The following is a 16763-nucleotide window of genomic DNA, read 5'->3' on the forward strand; positions in this document are numbered from 1 at the left end:
CCCTTCGGACTCGAATAAGGTGCACCCCATGCGTGGAATCCTTCTGGCCGGCGGCACCGGCTCGCGGCTCTGGCCGCTGACCCGAGCGGTGTCGAAGCAGCTCCTCCCGGTCTTCGACAAGCCGATGATCTACTACCCCCTCTCGACCCTGGTGATGGCGGGGATCAGCGAAATCCTGATCATCACCACCCCGAACGACCGGGAGCAGTTCGAGCGCCTGCTGGGCGACGGCTCCCAGTTCGGCCTCCGCCTGGAGTACGCCGTCCAGGAGCGCCCCGAGGGCATCGCCCAGGCGTTCGTGCTGGGCGCCGACTTCATCGGCGACGAGCCCGTGGCGCTGATCCTCGGCGACAACATCTTCCACGGCAGCGGCCTGGGCACCCGGCTCTCGGAGCACACCGGTGCCAAGGGCGGCCGGGTCTTCGCCTACCCGGTGGCCGACCCGACCGCGTACGGCGTGGTCGAGTTCGACGAGGACGGCCAGGTCCTGTCCATCGAGGAGAAGCCGACCGAGCCCAAGTCCCGGTACGCCGTCCCGGGCCTGTACTTCTACGACAACCGGGTGGTCGAGATCGCCCGCGGTCTGAAGCCGAGCGCCCGCGGCGAGCTGGAGATCACCGCCGTCAACGAGGCGTACCTGAACTCCGGCGACCTCCACGTGACCATCCTCGACCGCGGCACCGCCTGGCTGGACACCGGCACGTTCGTCTCGATGGTGCAGGCGTCGGAGTTCGTCCGGGTCATAGAGGAGCGCCAGGGCTTCAAGATCGGCTGCATCGAGGAGGCGGTCTGGCGGGCCGGCCTGATCGACGACGCCCAGCTGCGCGAGCTCGCCGAGCCGCTGCTGAAGAGCGGCTACGGCCAGTACCTGCTGGCGCTGCTGGACGAGGCGGCGGGCCGGTGAAGTTCCGCGAGCTCTCCATCGAGGGCGCCTTCGAGATCACCCCGCAGGTGCACGGCGACGCGCGCGGCCACTTCACCGAGTGGTACCGCTTCGACCGGCTCGCCGAGGTGGTCGGCCACCCGCTGAACCTGGCGCAGGCCAACCTGTCGCTCTCCGCCAAGGACGTCGTGCGCGGCATCCACTTCGCCGACGTCCCGCCCGGCCAGGCCAAGTACGTGGCCTGCACCCGCGGCGCGGTGCTGGACGTCATCGTGGACCTGCGGGTCGGCTCGCCGACCTTCGGCCGCTGGGAGGGCGTGCGCCTGGACGACACCGAGCGCAAGGCCGTCTACATCCCGGAGGGCCTCGGCCACGGCTTCTGCGCGCTCACCGACGACGCCACGCTGACCTACCTCTGCTCGGCGACGTACAACCCGACCGGCGAGCACGGCGTGCACCCGCTGGACCCGGACCTGGGCATCGAGTGGCCCGCCGAGGTTCCGCAGCTGTCCGACCGCGACGCGGCGGCGCCCTCCCTCAAGGAAGCCATCGCCACCGGTCTGCTCCCGACCTACGAGGCGTGCAAGGCCTACACGGACTCGCTCAACGAGCGGTAACGGCGACGCAGGACCGACGGGAGGGGGCGCGTGCAACGGCACGCGCCCCCTCCTTCGTGTCCGGTCCCGGCGCGCCGCTCCGGCCCGGTTCAGTGCTTCCGGAACACCCACACCTTGAGCAGGACGAACCGGGCCACGGTGGCCAGACCGTTCGCCACCACCAGCCCGGTCACCTCGACCACCCGGGACGCGTGCGGCACCGCCAGGTCGAGCAGCGCCAGTGCGCCGCTGCTGAGGCCGAGCCCGATCAGGAAGGCCACGGCGCCCTGCAGCTGGTGGCGGACCATGCCCTCCGATCCGACGACCCCGAAGGTGAAGCGGCGGTTGGCCGCCGTGTTGGCCACCGCGCTGACCGCCAGCGCGATCAGGTTGGCGACCTGGGGGTCGGTGAACCATCGCGCGGCGACGAACAACCCCAGGTAGAAGAGGGTGCTGAGGATGCCGATGACCAGGAAGGACGGCAGCTGCCGGGTCCTGGGGGCGGGCTCGGCGGGCTCCTCGGTCAAGGTCACCGGCCCGGGCCCCGCTCGTCGTCCTCGGCCGAGTCGTACCCGACGAAGTAGGCCGGGCGGGCCTGCACCGCCGAGTAGATCCGGCCGACGTACTCCCCCAGCAGTCCGACGCAGATCAGCTGCACGCCGCCGAGGAACAGCATCCCGATGAACAGCGAGGACCAGCCGGGCACGGTCGACCCGAGCGAGTACGCGACGGTGGCGTGGATCGCGAGCCCGATGCAGACCAGGAAGCTCACCAGGCCGAGGTAGGTGGCCAGCCGCAGCGGGGCGGCGGAGAAGTTGGTGATGCTGTCCAGGGCGAGCCGCACCATCTTGGACAGCGGGTAGTGGGTGCCGCCGGCCACCCGCTCCTCGCGGACGTAGACCACCTCGCCGCTGGGGAAGCCGAGCCACGGCACCAGGAGCCGGTAGACCGGCTGGTGCTCGGGCAGCGCCTTGAGCGCGTCCACCGCCGCCCGGCTGAGCAGGCGGTAGTCGCCGGCCTGGTTGGGCATCCGCTTGCCGACGAGCTTGCGCATCAGCCAGTAGTACGCGCCGGCCGTGCGCCGCTTGAAGACGCTGTCGGTGCCGCGGTCCCCGCGCACGCCGTAGACGATGTCGAGGTGTTGCTCCCGGGCGAGCGCGAGCATCTCCGGGATCTTCTCCGGCGGGTCCTGCAGGTCCGCGTCGATGCTCACCACGTAGTCGCCGAACGCCCGGTGCAGGCCGGCCTTGAGCGCGGCCTGGTGGCCGGAGTTGCGGGAGAAGCGGATGATCCGGAACTCGGGCCAGTCCTGCCGGATCTTCTGCATCAGCACCGGAGTGGCGTCGGTACTGCCGTCGTCGACGCCGACCACCTCGTAGTCGACCCCGAGCCCGTCGAGGATCGGCCGCAGCCGCTCGACGGTCAGCGGGAGCGCCTCCTGCTCGTTGTAGATCGGCATGACGACCGACAACTGAGGCGCTGTCGACATGACTTGGTCCCGCTTTCCACTGGTGGGGCTGGATTGTGGCGACAATAGCAGCCGGTCGTGAGCCCCCGATGAGACCGGATGAGCACGGGGTGAGAGTGGTCCGACGGCCCTGGGAGCCGGAAACGGACGGGGCACCGCCCGGCTCGAACGGTGCCCCCACGCGATGCTGTCACCCCGGCGTCGCCGGGTCGCGGATCAGTCCCCCGGGAAGCTCCGGTTCCACGACTCGACCCAGTTGTTGCCCGGCTTCTCGACCACGGTGATCCGCGGCTGGAAGCCGGTCAGCTCCTTGCGCAGCCGGTCGCCGGTGGCGCGGTCGGCGACCACCACGGTCATCGGCCGGCCGAGCTTCTCCGCGGCCGTCTTCACGTGCGCCAGCGCGGCCTCGTGCTCCGCGTCCTTCCGCGGCTCGGCGCCGATGTTCACCCAGTGCGTCTCGTAGAGCGCCCGCATGTCACCACCGCGCCCGCGCAGCAGGGCCGCGACCCAGGTCGACTTCAGGTTCTTGTAGTCGTCGTTGGAGTACAGCACCATCATCGGCTCGTTGATGCCGTCGAGGTCCCCCATGACGGTGGCGCCGTGACGCGGGCCGATGTCGCTCCAGGACTCGCCCCGGCTCCAGGCCATCAGGGAGTTCTGGTGCCAGGCCGTGGGCGCCGCCTTGAAGGACTCCATCCCCCACTGCACGCCGGCGAACAGGCTGAGCGCGGTCGCCACCGAGACCACCGAGAGCACGCCGTCGCCGATCCGGCGCCGCAGCACCGGGACCCGGGCGGGCGGGGTGGCCCGCAGCAGCGGTCCGATCGCGCCGATCGAGACCAGCGCGATCACCACACCGGTGCCGGCCAGCTTCTCGAAGTAGTACGAGACGTGCCCGATGGTGTGCATCTGCCACCAGGCGAAGCCGCAGATCACCACGCCGGCGCCGAGCACCACGGCCAGGTGCGCCTGCCCGGTGCCGGTGCGCCGGTTGGCGGGCACGGCCGCGGCCAGCAGCGCCAGCAGCAGACCGCCGACCAGGATCGTCCGGTCGGCCGCGACGCTGGGCCCGCCCAGGTTGGACGTGCTGGCGACATCGAGGTTGGAGAGCACCGACACCACGCTCGGCAGGGCGGCCAGGCCCAGGGTGACGACCCCGGCGAGGACGTACAGCAGCCAGCGCGAGCGGCGCAGGCGCCGCCGGTGGACCAGCAGCGCGGCCGCGAGGCCGATCCCGGCGACGGCGCCGAACAGGTTGTAGACGTAGGTGACGGTGATCAGGCCGGCTCCGGCGAGCACCAGGAAGTCCGGCGTCCGCATCGCGGGACGGACCAGGAAGGCGGTCAGCAGGGCCACCATCAGCAGGCCGATGACCGTCGAGTCGAAGCCGTGCGTGACCAGGTCGGTGTAGTTGCTGGAGAACACCAGCGCCGCGACCGTCCCGCACACCGCCGCGGTGCGCCAGCCGCGCAGGCGCGGGCCGCCGATCCAGCGGGCCGCCCAGACCAGCGCCACGCCGAGCAGCGCGTAGGCGGCCAGGACGTAGAGCAGGTAGCGGTTCATGGTGTCGAGCGTCGACCCCAGGTCCGCCGAGGAGCGGAACAGCGAGTCGATCCAGGCCAGCAGGAAGTGCGAACCCTGCGGGTACACCCCCTCGCCCGACATCATGTACGCCTTGGCGGCCTCCTGGTGCAGGAAGTCGTAGCCGCCGACGTGCTCGATGCCGACGAAGTAGGAGAAGTGGTTGAGCCGGTCCTCGGAGGTGGTGAGGAACTCCAGCCGCCAGCCCGGCCCCTTGCCGACCAGCGGCTTGTGGAGGTAGTGCCACATCACGTAGCCGGTGCCGACGACCAGCAGGTCCGAGGGCCGGAAGCGCAGCGGCAGCCGCGGCGCGCGGCGGCTCGCCCAGCCGGTCAGGGCCACCACGGAGAACAGCACGCCGGAGGTCGGAACGGGGTCGATCCCCCACGGCCAGAGCGAGAACACCAGGCCGAACACCAGCACGCCGCCGGCGATGACCAGCGCGGCCGCCACCAGCCGGTCGAGCAGCACCCCGCCGACCCGCATCACCGCGGCGACCGCCAGCACCAGCAGCGGCAGGACCAGGAAGCCGAGGCCGGCCGAGATCAGCGCGGTGGGCACCAGCCAGGACGCGAGCAGCGCGCCGGCCAGGACCGGCAGGCTGCGGGCCGGCTTACCCGCGGAGCGCGGTGGAGATCCGGGACTGCCACCCGGCGCGGCCTCCTCGGACGAGGAAGTGGCCGCCATGGTGCGGAGAGTGTCCATCGAGAGCCCGAAATCCCATCCCCTGTATCGGGCGCGCTCCCGCGCCCGGCTTCGCTCCGGCTGACGCCGCGAGCATAGTTGACGATTTTCTGCACAAACGAAGGAGGGCTTGGTGAAGATCCAAGGATCCTCACCAAGCCCTCCTCGACCAGAGGTCAGACGTCAGAACGTCAGAACGTCAATTACTTGACGATCTTGGTGACCTGGCCGGCGCCGACGGTGCGGCCACCCTCACGGATGGCGAACTTCAGGCCCTCCTCCATGGCGACGGGCTGGATCAGCGCGACGGTCATGGCGGTGTTGTCGCCCGGCATGACCATCTCGGTGCCCTCGGGGAGGGTCACGACGCCGGTCACGTCCGTGGTACGGAAGTAGAACTGCGGGCGGTAGTTGTTGAAGAACGGGGTGTGACGGCCACCCTCGTCCTTCGACAGGATGTAGGCCTGGGCCTCGAAGTCGGTGTGCGGGGTGACCGAACCCGGCTTGATGATGACCTGGCCGCGCTCGACGTCCTCGCGCTTGATGCCACGGAGCAGCAGACCGACGTTCTCACCGGCCTGGCCCTCGTCGAGCAGCTTGCGGAACATCTCGATGCCGGTGACCGTGGTGGTGGTCTTCTCGGTCTTGATGCCGATGATGTCGACGGTCTCGTTGACCTTGAGGATACCGCGCTCGATACGACCGGTGACGACGGTGCCACGACCGGTGATCGTGAAGACGTCCTCGATCGGCATCAGGAACGGCTGGTCCACGGCGCGGGCCGGGGTGGGGATGTTCTCGTCGACCGCGTGCATGAGGCCGAGGAGCTTCTCGCCCCACTCCTTGTCGCCCTCGAGGGCCTTCAGGGCGGAGACGCGGACGACCGGCAGGTCGTCGCCCGGGAACTCGTACTCGGAGAGCAGCTCACGGACCTCGAGCTCGACGAGCTCCAGGATCTCCTCGTCGTCCACCATGTCGGCCTTGTTCAGGGCGACGACGATGTAGGGGACGCCGACCTGGCGGGCCAGGAGGACGTGCTCCTTGGTCTGCGGCATCGGGCCGTCGGTGGCGGCGACGACGAGGATCGCACCGTCCATCTGGGCCGCACCGGTGATCATGTTCTTGATGTAGTCCGCGTGACCCGGGCAGTCGACGTGGGCGTAGTGACGCGCCTCGGTCTGGTACTCGACGTGCGCGATCGAGATGGTGATACCGCGCTGCCGCTCCTCCGGCGCCTTGTCGATCTGGTCGAACGGCGTGAAGGGGTTGATCTCCGGGTACGCGTCGTGCAGCACCTTGGTGATGGCCGCGGTAAGGGTCGTCTTACCGTGGTCGATGTGACCGATGGTGCCGATGTTGACGTGGGGCTTCGTCCGCTCGAACTTCGCCTTCGCCACTGCAGTCCTCCTGAGGACAGTTCCTGTACGCCGTGCTGACGTCAGTTGGTCTTGATCGGGCTTGGTCCGTGGTGCCGGAAGCACCTCGTAACCGTCCCGCGGGTAGGGGCCGGAGGGCCCGGGAGGATCCGTCCGGATCCTCCCGGGTCGCCTCCTAATAGCCTAAGGGGTCGGAATCATCCCGAATGTCGGACTGATTCTGAAGCCGGCAGAGCCGGACCTCACTCGCCCTTGGACTTGGCGATGATCTCCTCAGCCACGGCCTTGGGGACCTCGGCGTACGAGTCGAACTGCATCGAGTAGCTGGCGCGACCAGAGGTCTTGCTGCGCAGGTCACCGACGTAGCCGAACATCTCGGAGAGGGGCACCAGCGCCGTGACGACGCGGGCACCGTGACGCTCGTCCATGGACCGGATCTGGCCACGGCGAGAGTTGATGTCACCGATCACGTCGCCCATGTAGTCCTCGGGCGTGGTGACCTCGACGGCCATCATCGGCTCAAGAAGGACCGGCTTGGCCTTCCTGGCGCCTTCCTTGAAGGCCATCGAACCGGCGATCTTGAACGCGAGCTCGGAGGAGTCGACGTCGTGCGACTGGCCGTCGAGCAGCTTCACGCGGACACCCTGCAGCGGGTAGCCGGCGAGAACACCGAACTCCATGGCCTCCTGGCAACCGGCGTCGACCGACGGGATGTACTCGCGCGGCACGCGGCCACCGGTGACCAGGTTGACGAACTCGTAGCCCTCGGCCTGCTCGAGCGGCTCGATCGCGATCTGCACCTTGGCGAACTGACCGGAACCACCGGTCTGCTTCTTGTGGGTGTAGTCGATGCGCTCGACGGCCTGACGGATCGTCTCGCGGTACGCGACCTGCGGCTTGCCGACGTTGGCCTCGACCTTGAACTCACGGCGCATACGGTCGACGAGCACCTCGAGGTGCAGCTCGCCCATACCCGCGATGATGGTCTGGCCGGTCTCCTCGTCCGTGTTGACCTGGAAGGACGGGTCCTCCTCGGCGAGACGCTGGATGGCGACACCCAGCTTCTCCTGGTCACCCTTGGACTTGGGCTCGATGGCGACGCGGATGACCGGGGCCGGGAAGTCCATGGACTCCAGGATGACCGGGTTCTTCTCGTCGGCCAGCGTCTCACCGGTGGTGGTCTGCTTCAGGCCCATGACGGCGACGATGTCGCCGGCGCCCACCGACTCGATCTCCTCACGCTTGTTCGCGTGCATGCGGTAGATCTTGCCGATGCGCTCCTTCTTGCCCTTCACGGCGTTCAGCACGGAGGTGCCGGACTCCAGGCGACCGGAGTAGATCCGGACGAAGGTGAGCTTGCCCAGGTGCGGGTCGGACATGATCTTGAACGCCAGCGCGGCCAGCGGCTCGTCGTCCGAGGCCTTGCGGGAGATCTTGGTGTCCGGGTCGTTGGGCTTGGTGCCCTCGATGGACTCGATGTCCAGCGGCGACGGCAGGTACTTGACGACCGCGTCGAGCAGGGGCTGAACGCCCTTGTTCTTGAAGGCGGTACCGCAGAAGATCGGGGTGAAGTCCGAGTTCAGGGTGCCCTTGCGGATCGCGTCCTGCAGCAGCTCGACCGGGATCTCCTCGCCCTCGAGGGCGAGCTCCATGATCTCGTCGCTGACGTTCGAGACGGTGTCGATCAGCTGCTCGCGGTACTCCGCGGCCTGCTCCTGCAGCTCGGCCGGGATGTCGACGATGTCGTACATCTCGCCCTTGGCGGCCTCGGCGGACCAGACCAGAGCCTTCATGCGGACCAGGTCGACAACGCCCTGGAAGTCCGCCTCGGCGCCGATCGGGAGCTGCATCACCAGCGGGGTGGCGCCGAGGCGCTCCACGATGGTGTCGACGCAGAAGAAGAAGTTCGCGCCCGTGCGGTCCAGCTTGTTGATGAAGCAGATGCGCGGGACGCCGTAGCGGTCAGCCTGCCGCCACACGGTCTCGGACTGGGGCTCGACACCGGCGACACCGTCGAACACCGTCACGGCACCGTCGAGGACGCGCAGCGAACGCTCCACCTCGACGGTGAAGTCGACGTGGCCCGGGGTGTCGATGATGTTGATGGTGTTGTCGACGCCGTCGACCGTCCAGTGGCAGGTCGTCGCGGCCGACGTGATCGTGATGCCGCGCTCCTGCTCCTGCTCCATCCAGTCCATGGTGGCAGCGCCATCGTGGACCTCACCGATCTTGTACGAGACACCGGTGTAGAACAGGATCCGCTCGGTGGTGGTGGTCTTGCCCGCGTCGATGTGCGCCATGATCCCGATGTTGCGGACCCTGGCGAGGTCAAGGGAGGTTGCAGCCATGGTGGCTCGTTCTCTCTCTGTCTAGTGACGGGGTACGGACTACCAGCGGTAGTGCGCGAAGGCCTTGTTGGACTCGGCCATCTTGTGGGTGTCCTCACGACGCTTCACGGAAGCGCCCAGGCCGTTGCTGGCGTCGAGGATCTCGTTCATCAGGCGCTCGGTCATGGTCTTCTCGCGACGGGCGCGGGAGTAACCGACCATCCAGCGCAGCGCCAGGGTGCTGGCGCGGCCCGGACGGACCTCGACCGGAACCTGGTAGGTCGCGCCACCGACACGGCGGGACTTGACCTCGAGGGCCGGCTTGACGTTCTCCAGCGCGCGCTTCAGCGTGACGACCGGGTCCGAGCCGGTCTTGTCGCGGACGCCCTCGAGGGCGCCGTACACGATCCGCTCGGCGGTGGAGCGCTTGCCGTGCAGCAGGATCTTGTTGACCAGCTGGGTGACGACCGGGGAGCCGTAGACCGGGTCGATGATGACCGGGCGCTTCGGGGCGGGGCCCTTACGAGGCATTCTTACTTCTCCTTCTTGGCGCCGTAGCGGCTGCGGGCCTGCTTGCGGTTCTTGACACCCTGGGTGTCGAGCGAACCGCGGATGATCTTGTAGCGGACACCAGGAAGGTCCTTCACACGACCACCGCGCACCAGCACGATGGAGTGCTCCTGCAGGTTGTGGCCCTCGCCCGGGATGTAAGCGGTGACCTCGATCCCGCTGGTGAGGCGCACACGGGCGACCTTGCGAAGCGCCGAGTTCGGCTTCTTCGGGGTGGTCGTGTACACACGCGTGCAGACCCCACGACGCTGCGGGGAGCCCTTCAGCGCGGGAGTCTTGTTCTTCTCGACCTTGTCCTGCCGGCCCTTTCGGACCAGCTGCTGGATCGTAGGCACCGTTTCTCCGTTTTCTGTGTGCCAAGGCTTGGTGGAACTAACCTGCGGTGTTCCCTCGCACACGACCCCGTGGTCGACCCACGCGGTCGGGTGTGTTGGGCTATTCCGACACGGAATCCCATGAGCTGATGTACAGCGACGGCGCTCTACGCGCGGCGCGCTGGGAGGCGCTCCGGCTCGGCGCGGCGACCGGTGTGCATGCACGCACAAGGACCCGGGGACACCCCAGGCACAAGGTCAGAGCGTACCTAGCGCATGGGGCGCGGTCAAAACAAATGCAACGCCGCAGGTCGCGGGGTACGCGCCGAAAGCGGACCGGGTACCGGCCATGAGCCGGGACCCATACCACAACCGGCCGCCGCCCGCAGGTCGACCCTACGCCCCCGCGTGGACCGCGGCGAGCCGACCGCGCCGGTCCGTCGCACCGCCACCGGCGCCACCGGCGTCCAGCCCGCCGCGCCCCCGGTTGTCCGACACCGCCACCAGCACGCCCAGCGCCAGTGCCGCCACCGTGTACACCGCCACCCAGAGCGGCCAGCCGCCGGGCGGCACCCAGTGGGCCGGGCTGATGAACAGCGAGCCCTTGGTGCCGACCGCGTTGCGGCGCAGCGCCCAGAGGAACGCGGCGACGTTCACCACCGTCAGTGAGAAGGAGGAGAGCACCAGCAGCCGGCGCCAGGTGAAGCTGCCTCCCAGTGGGAGGCGCTCGTGGCAGATCACGGCGCAGACGATCGGCAGTCCGACGGCGAACGGCAGCAGGTAGCGGCCCTGCCAGATCATGCCGAGCGACTTGGCCTGCATGGCCTGCGCCACTATCGGTATCGCGATGATCCCGGCCATCGCCCCCGCGATCGCGAGGGTGTCCCGGACCTTCGCGAAGCAGAGCGCGAACAGCACGAGCGCGAGCACCACGCCGGACCAGACCAGCAGCGTCGCGGCCGGCGGCGGCGCGTCCAGCCAGCCGAAGTAGCCGACCATCTGCTTGATGTAGTCCAGCGAGTTGTCGAAGGTCTTGCGAGCCGCCACCAGCGGGGTGAGGCTGCTCGGCGTGTCGATGACCGAGTGGTCGGGGTGCTGCGCCGCCCAGGCGTACGCGGAGCCTGCCGCGGCCACCGCCGCCAGCCCCCAGAACCAGGTCGCCTTCCGGCGCAGCACCTCCCGCAGCGCGCCCTTCGTCTGCAGCAGCAGCGCGAAGAAGAGCGCCCCCGAGAACCAGATCAGCCCCAGCGGACGGATGCTGATCAGCACCAGCGCGCCGATGCCGAGCCGGACCAGTCGGCGGTTCAGCAGGTGGGGGTCCGGGTTGATCAGCATGGGCAGCCCGGCGCTCCAGACCAGGATGCCCGCCGCGATCTCCGGGCCGCTCGGGTTGACCATGCCGAACATGAACAGGGCCATCGGGGTCGCCGCAGTGATCACGCCGAGCAGGGTGAAGTCGCGGCGCCGCCACTCCGCCGCCGAGACCATCGCACTCGCCACCAGGGCGGCACAGATCGCGGCCGACATCAGACGCATCAGGTAGAGCGCGGGCTCGCCCCCGACCAGCAGGCTCGGCCAGCCCACCGCGAAGTAGTAGGCCGGGTGGTAGCGGCCCGCCGCGGTGGTCACCGGGGCCGTCCCCGGTTCGTCCTTGAGCTTGGGCGCGCAGGAGGCCGGCACGTCGGACTTGAAGACGTAACAGGCGTTCACGTCCTTCACGTCCTGGTACATCCGCGGAAGCGTGACCTCGGTCTCCGAGAAGTGGCCCTCGATATCGGCGACCACGTGCGGGACCATCACCTCGCGGCCGTCGACCTGGCCTCGGGCGACGGCCGCGGCCCGGATCAGGTGCGCCGCCTCGTCCGGGGAGGCGCCGACCGGGGTGGCCAGCGACCAGGAGGCACCCAGCAGCAGGAAGATCGTGAACGACACGGCCCACAGGCGCCTCGGCGACGACGCGAGCCGGTCGGCGAGGCTCTTGACGGCAGTGATCATCATGTCCAAGGGGCCTTCGGGGTCAGTGGGAGCTCGCCGTGGGGTCCTGGATCATCGTGAGCCACGACTGGTCGCCGTCCTTCGAGCACCGGCCGTCGGGCGCGAACTTCGGGCAGGTCCCGTCGAGCTTGCGCACCGTGTGCGACACCCACGGCAGGATGCGGTAGCTGTTCTCCTTCGCCGGCATGTAGCGGTCCGCCATCGCCGACGAGACCGAGCCGAACAAGAACAGCAGAGCGAACAGGGTACCGACCACGGCCGCGTGGGAGCCGGGCAGCCCCCCAAGAGCCGGTCCGGCGGCCCTGCGGTCCGCCAGCCGCAGCGACACCAGATGGGCCACCAGGGCGCAGAGCAGCAGGCCGCAGTAGAGCAGCTGGTTGTTGGTCCGGGTGTAGAGCTGGACGGTGTGCGTCTCGTACATGTGCGAGGCGATGTACATCCGCAGCACCCAGGCGCTCGCGAACATGCAGCAGATGACCACCACGAGCGGCTTGCGGATGCCCAGCCACAGGGCGGCGCCGAGCGCGACGAACATCAGCACGGCGAACAGGTCCAGGCCGCCGAACTCGCCCGGCAGCGGCCACTCCCCCACCTTCCCCGGCATGTCGGTGCGCCACATGAGGAAGTAGGCCGGGTCGGTGAGGTTGTCGAAGCGGAAGTTGGAGTCCTTGGTGTCCTGCCCCTCCGTCAGCATGGTGAGCAGGTAGCTGCCGCAGACCGCCAGGAACGCGACCCCGGTGACACCGGCGAAGACCAGCCCCTTCGCCCGGCCGGTCCGCCACGGGAAGTACATCAACGCCGCGACCAGCACGCCCGCCGCGCTCCACAGGTACCAGCCGGAGTAGGTCAGGAACAGCAGCCCCAGCAGGGCGCCGAAGCCGGCCGCCTTCAGCAGCAGCGGCCGCCAGGCCGCCGTACCACTGCGGCGCAGCTCCACCACCAGCGCGACCAGCACCGGCACCAGGACCACCAGCACGGTCTGGCTGTACGGCTTGTAGGCGTCGATCAGGGCGAAGGCCGGCAGCACGCCGAAGGCGAGCGCGCGGACCGGGCTGAGCAGCATCCGCCAGGAGAGGTACACCAGCGGGCCGAACGCCGCGGCGCCCAGGATCTGCAGGTCCTTGAAGGCGTAGGCGGTGTTGCCGCCGCGGAACCACTCGGCGTAGTAGCCGAGGGTGTAGAGCGGCGCGGGCGGGTAGACCGGCGATCCGGAGGGCTGGCCGTTCACCACGGCGTGGGCCCACTCGACGATGCGTCCGCTGTCGCCGTTGAGGCCGAACATCGGCCACGGCGTGCCCAGCAGCGCGATGACCGCGCCGGCGGCCACGAAGCCGCTGGCGAGGCCGGCGAGGCCGGCGCTGGCGAAACGGGCCACCAGGCTGAAGTGCCGTCCGGCCCGGGCCCGCATCGCCACGACCGTGACGGCGAGCAGCAGTAGGCCGAGGAGGGCGAACCGCAGCTGGACGGCGGCGAGACCGCTCACCTGGGCGATCCGGTCCAGCGGGTCGAGCTTCAGACCGCGGGCGAGCAGTGGGAGCACCAGCGCCGCCAGGAAGGCGACCGCGGCCTCACCGGCGAGCAGCACCGGCGGGGAGGTCAGGAACGGGTTCCGGGGTCGGCGGCCGCCCGGGGGTACGAGTGCGGCGTCTCCCCTGGACGGCGGAACTCTGACGGCCTCCCGGGCACTGACTGTCACTGGAACGGTCCTCAGCTCGTATCTGCCGGACGTCGTGTCCGGTCCCCTCGTTCACGGGCCGCCACGGAACGCCGACGGTCCGGGCACATGGAAGTTCTCCGGGCATCATAGGGTCTTCACAATGTGAAAATCCCACCGGGAGGCACCCCCGCCCGGTCCGGTTCCGGTTTGTCCGGCCACGACTGATGCTGCGGAACCGGCCCGCCAGCGGGCGTCCGGCGCGGCGGCGGACGGGGAGGACGGACGGCCTACGCGATGCCCAGCAGGATCATCAGGGCCCAGAAGGCCGTGCCCAGGTAGCCGAGGACCAGCCCGAGGACGGCCGCCCCGTCCCCGTTCATGTTGCGCTCGCGGATCTGCGCCCGGGCGATGTGGCCGGTGACCACCGCGCCCACCGCCGGCAGCGCCAGGAAGCCGGTCAGGCCGCAGACCAGGGAGACCACTGCCAGCACGTTGGTGGGACGGACCTGCGGCGCGGGCGGCGGCAGGAAGGTCGCCGGGACCGGTTGCACGGCCTGGAGCGGCGGCGCCACCATCGGCCCGGCCGGCAGGTCGGCCACCAGCGCGGCCAGCTCGCCGTAGGTGCGCGCCAGGGCGGCCGCCTCGTGGCGCTGCTCGTACTCCTCGGCGGAGAGCCGGCCCTCGGCGAAGCCGGCCTTCAGCACGTCCACCGTCCGGTCCCGGTCCGCGTGGCTCGCCCGCATCGTTGTCTGCGGGGAGGGCGCGGGCTGCCAGCCCGGCACCGCGGGCCGATGGCCGTGCGGGTGCGCGGGACGGGACTCGCCCCACGGTTGAACGGACATCCGCCACCTCCCGGCAACGCGGCACCCCCGCGCGTGCTCACTGTTCCTCATAGTGCAGGACGAACAGCGGAGCTGAGTAGTTGCCAAATCGGTCCGTCTGCCGCGGCGGCGCGGATTCCGGGCGGCGCGCCTCACCCGTTCGGCGGACACGCTCAGGGGATGCTCAAAGCCGACGACAGTCCGTTCGGGCAGTGACAGGCTGGGGCCCCGGACAACCGTTCAGCCACCCGCACACGAGTAGAGACAGAAGGCCGCCATGCAGGCGTCAGTACCGTCGCCCTCCGGACACCCCGGACCGGGCACCCCGCCCGCCGTCAGCATCCAGGGACTGTGGAAGCACTTCGGCAGCCAGGCCGCCGTGGCCGGGCTCAGCCTCGAACTGCCCGCCGGGGCCTTCATCGGCCTGGTCGGGCCGAACGGCGCGGGCAAGACCACCACGCTGTCCATGGTCACCGGCCTGCTCCGGCCCGACCAGGGCACCGTGCTGGTGCACGGCGCCGACGTGTGGGCCGACCCGGTCACGGTCAAGGCCCGGATCGGCATCCTGCCCGAGGGCCTGCGGATGTTCGAGCGGCTCAGCGGGCGCGAACTGCTCCAGTACACCGGCCGACTGCGCGGCCTGCCCGGCGCCGAGGTGGACCGACGCGCCGAGGAGCTGCTGACCGTCCTGGACCTCGGCCGGGACGCCGACAAGCTGGTCGCCGACTACTCCACCGGCATGCGCAAGAAGATCGGGCTGGCCGCCGCGCTGTTGCACAACCCCGACGTGCTGTTCCTCGACGAGCCCTTCGAGGGCGTCGACCCGGTCTCCGCCCAGACCATCCGCGGCGTGCTCAAGCGGTACGCGGCGGCGGGCTCCACGGTGGTCTTCTCCAGCCATGTGATGGAACTGGTCGAGCAGCTCTGCGACTGGGTCGCGGTGGTCAACGCCGGCCGGGTGATCGCCCACGGCCCGCTGGACGCCGTCCGCGGCGAGCGCAGCTTGCACGCGGCCTTCCTCGACCTGATCGGCGTCCGCGAGGACGACGGCCAGGCGCTCGGCTGGCTCGGCGGCGGACACGCCGGGAGCGAGCGGCTCGGCGGCGAGCGGCTCGGCGGTGGGCAGTGACCGCGGCTTCCGTGCCCGACGGGCGGACGGTGGTCCGCGCCCTGGTGGCGCTCAAGCTGCGGCTGCTGCGCAACGGGCTGCGCCGCAGCCCCGGCCGTACCGCCGTGTACCTGATCGGCGGCCTCGTCGGGCTGGCCTTCGCGGGCGGTCTCGCCTTCGCGCTGGCGATGCTCAACGGGCGCTACGCCGGCTCCGCGAACGCCGGCGTGGTGCTGCTCGGCGTGCTCACCCTGGGCTGGGCCGCGCTGCCGCTGTTCCTGTTCTCCAGCGACGAGAGCTCCGACCCGACCCGGCTCACCATGCTGCCGCTGCGGCCCGGACCGCTGCTGCGCGGCTCGCTGCTGGCCGCGCTGATCGGGCCCGGTCCGCTGATCAGCCTGGTGCTGGTGACCGGCGCGGCGCTGTCCGGCGCCGAGGGGGGTGCCTCGGCCGCGGCTGCGGTGGTCGGGGTGCCGCTCGCGGTGCTCTGCCTGGTCACGCTCTCCCGGGCGGTCGCGGCCGGCAACGCCCGGATGCTCTCCAGCCGGCGCGGCAAGGACTTCGCGATCTTCGGCGGGCTGGCCTTCGCGCTGCTGGTCCAGGCCGCCAACGTCGGCTCGCAGAGCATCTTCGGCCGCCGGGGCGGGCCGATCGACCTCAGCCCGCTGAAGCCGATCGCCTCGGTGCTGCGCTGGATCCCGCCGATCAGCGCGGCCGACGCCACCCACACCGCCGGCCAGGGCCGCTACGCGCTGGCGCTCCTGCAGCTGGCCGCGGCCGGGGCACTGCTGGCCCTGCTGCTGCGCTGGTGGCGGAGCAGCCTGCAGGAGCTGATGGTCACCGCCGACTCCTCCACCCTGGAGGTGGCCCGCGGGGTGCAGGCGTCGCACGGCCGGCGCTTCCTGCCCCGGGGCCGGACCGGCGCGGTGATGCAGCGCCACCTGCGGTACGCCTGGCGTGAGCCGCGGGCCAAGGCGGCGCTGTTCACCAGCATCGGGATGACGCTGGTGATCTGCGCGCTGTCGGTGGTCCAGGGCTGGTCCAGCGTCTACCTGCTGGCGATGACCGGGACCTTCCTCGGGCTGCAGATGCTCAACCTGTTCGGCATGGACGGCTCGGCGTTCTGGATGGTCGCCGCCACCCTGCGCACCCCCGCCGACGCCCGGGACGAGCTGCGCGGCCGGGCGTACGCCGTGCTGTCGTACGCCGTGCCGGTCGCGGCGGTGCTCGGGCTGGTGCTGGCCGCCGTCACCGGCGACTGGGCCGGGCTGCCTTCCGCGCTCGGCCTCGCGCTGGCGATGCTCGGCTGCGGCGTCGCGCTCGGCTCGGTGTTCAGCGTGCTCGCGCCGTACACCATGCCGGCCGACAGCAACCCGATGCGCA

At 70.1% G+C, this 16763-nt stretch carries 14 protein-coding genes; 4 read left to right on the top strand and 10 right to left on the bottom strand.

The genetic code is table 11. The features are described from left to right. Positions 1-28: 28 nt before the first annotated feature. Together rfbA and rfbC are read left to right on the top strand one after the other, a co-directional pair. Positions 29-904 (top strand): glucose-1-phosphate thymidylyltransferase RfbA, encoded by an 876-nt coding sequence (gene rfbA / locus ACFVWU_RS07985; protein ID WP_387616940.1) that lies wholly within the window; start codon positions 29-31, stop codon positions 902-904. Then, positions 901-1500, top strand: a complete 600-nt coding sequence (gene rfbC, locus ACFVWU_RS07990) for a dTDP-4-dehydrorhamnose 3,5-epimerase (protein ID WP_387616942.1) — start codon at positions 901-903, stop codon at positions 1498-1500. Before rfbA ends, rfbC begins: the two co-directional genes overlap by 4 nt. A gap of 89 nt (positions 1501-1589) precedes the next feature. On the opposite strand, the gene ACFVWU_RS07995 is transcribed toward rfbC, so the two are convergent. From ACFVWU_RS07995 to ACFVWU_RS08040, 10 genes are all read right to left on the bottom strand, one after another. After that, positions 1590-2012: a GtrA family protein gene (locus tag ACFVWU_RS07995; RefSeq protein WP_387616944.1), complete on the bottom strand. Its 423-nt coding sequence runs from the start codon at positions 2010-2012 to the stop codon at positions 1590-1592. Continuing rightward, positions 2009-2968, bottom strand: a complete 960-nt coding sequence (locus tag ACFVWU_RS08000) for a glycosyltransferase family 2 protein (RefSeq protein ID WP_387616946.1) — start codon at positions 2966-2968, stop codon at positions 2009-2011. The genes ACFVWU_RS07995 and ACFVWU_RS08000 overlap by 4 nt, the downstream gene beginning before the upstream one ends. A gap of 195 nt (positions 2969-3163) precedes the next feature. Continuing rightward, positions 3164-5215, bottom strand: coding sequence for a hypothetical protein (locus ACFVWU_RS08005; protein WP_387616948.1), 2052 nt, complete (start codon positions 5213-5215; stop codon positions 3164-3166). A 200-nt stretch (positions 5216-5415) separates the two neighbouring features. Continuing rightward, on the bottom strand, positions 5416-6609 hold the full coding sequence (tuf, locus tag ACFVWU_RS08010) for an elongation factor Tu (RefSeq protein WP_030280743.1): 1194 nt from the start codon (positions 6607-6609) through the stop codon (positions 5416-5418). A gap of 221 nt (positions 6610-6830) precedes the next feature. Next, positions 6831-8936 (bottom strand): elongation factor G, encoded by a 2106-nt coding sequence (gene fusA / locus ACFVWU_RS08015; protein ID WP_387616951.1) that lies wholly within the window; start codon positions 8934-8936, stop codon positions 6831-6833. 39 nt (positions 8937-8975) lie between these two features. After that, positions 8976-9446, bottom strand: coding sequence for a 30S ribosomal protein S7 (gene rpsG, locus ACFVWU_RS08020; protein ID WP_030232420.1), 471 nt, complete (start codon positions 9444-9446; stop codon positions 8976-8978). 2 nt (positions 9447-9448) lie between these two features. Further along, positions 9449-9820 carry a 30S ribosomal protein S12 gene (rpsL, locus tag ACFVWU_RS08025; protein WP_014144289.1) on the bottom strand — a complete coding sequence of 124 codons (372 nt, stop codon included), beginning with the start codon at positions 9818-9820 and terminating at the stop codon, positions 9449-9451. A 375-nt stretch (positions 9821-10195) separates the two neighbouring features. Beyond that, complete coding sequence (locus tag ACFVWU_RS08030) at positions 10196-11797, bottom strand: DUF2142 domain-containing protein (protein WP_387616954.1); 1602 nt, start codon at positions 11795-11797, stop codon at positions 10196-10198. A 19-nt stretch (positions 11798-11816) separates the two neighbouring features. Next, on the bottom strand, positions 11817-13490 hold the full coding sequence (locus ACFVWU_RS08035) for a hypothetical protein (RefSeq protein ID WP_387616956.1): 1674 nt from the start codon (positions 13488-13490) through the stop codon (positions 11817-11819). 248 nt (positions 13491-13738) lie between these two features. Next, positions 13739-14293: a DUF1707 and DUF4190 domain-containing protein gene (locus ACFVWU_RS08040; RefSeq protein WP_387616958.1), complete on the bottom strand. Its 555-nt coding sequence runs from the start codon at positions 14291-14293 to the stop codon at positions 13739-13741. A gap of 256 nt (positions 14294-14549) precedes the next feature. Here ACFVWU_RS08040 and ACFVWU_RS08045 point away from each other — a divergent pair, with 256 nt between their 5' ends. Next, entirely contained in the window at positions 14550-15401 is an 852-nt protein-coding gene (locus ACFVWU_RS08045) for an ABC transporter ATP-binding protein (protein ID WP_387616960.1), read from the top strand. Next, the coding region (locus ACFVWU_RS08050; RefSeq protein ID WP_387616962.1) for a transporter at positions 15398-16763 on the top strand (1366 nt) is incomplete at its 3' end. The genes ACFVWU_RS08045 and ACFVWU_RS08050, both read left to right, overlap by 4 nt.

It is taken from the genome of Kitasatospora sp. NPDC058190 (genome assembly GCF_042883685.1).
In the GTDB taxonomy this organism is placed as follows: Bacteria; Actinomycetota; Actinomycetes; order Streptomycetales; family Streptomycetaceae; genus Kitasatospora.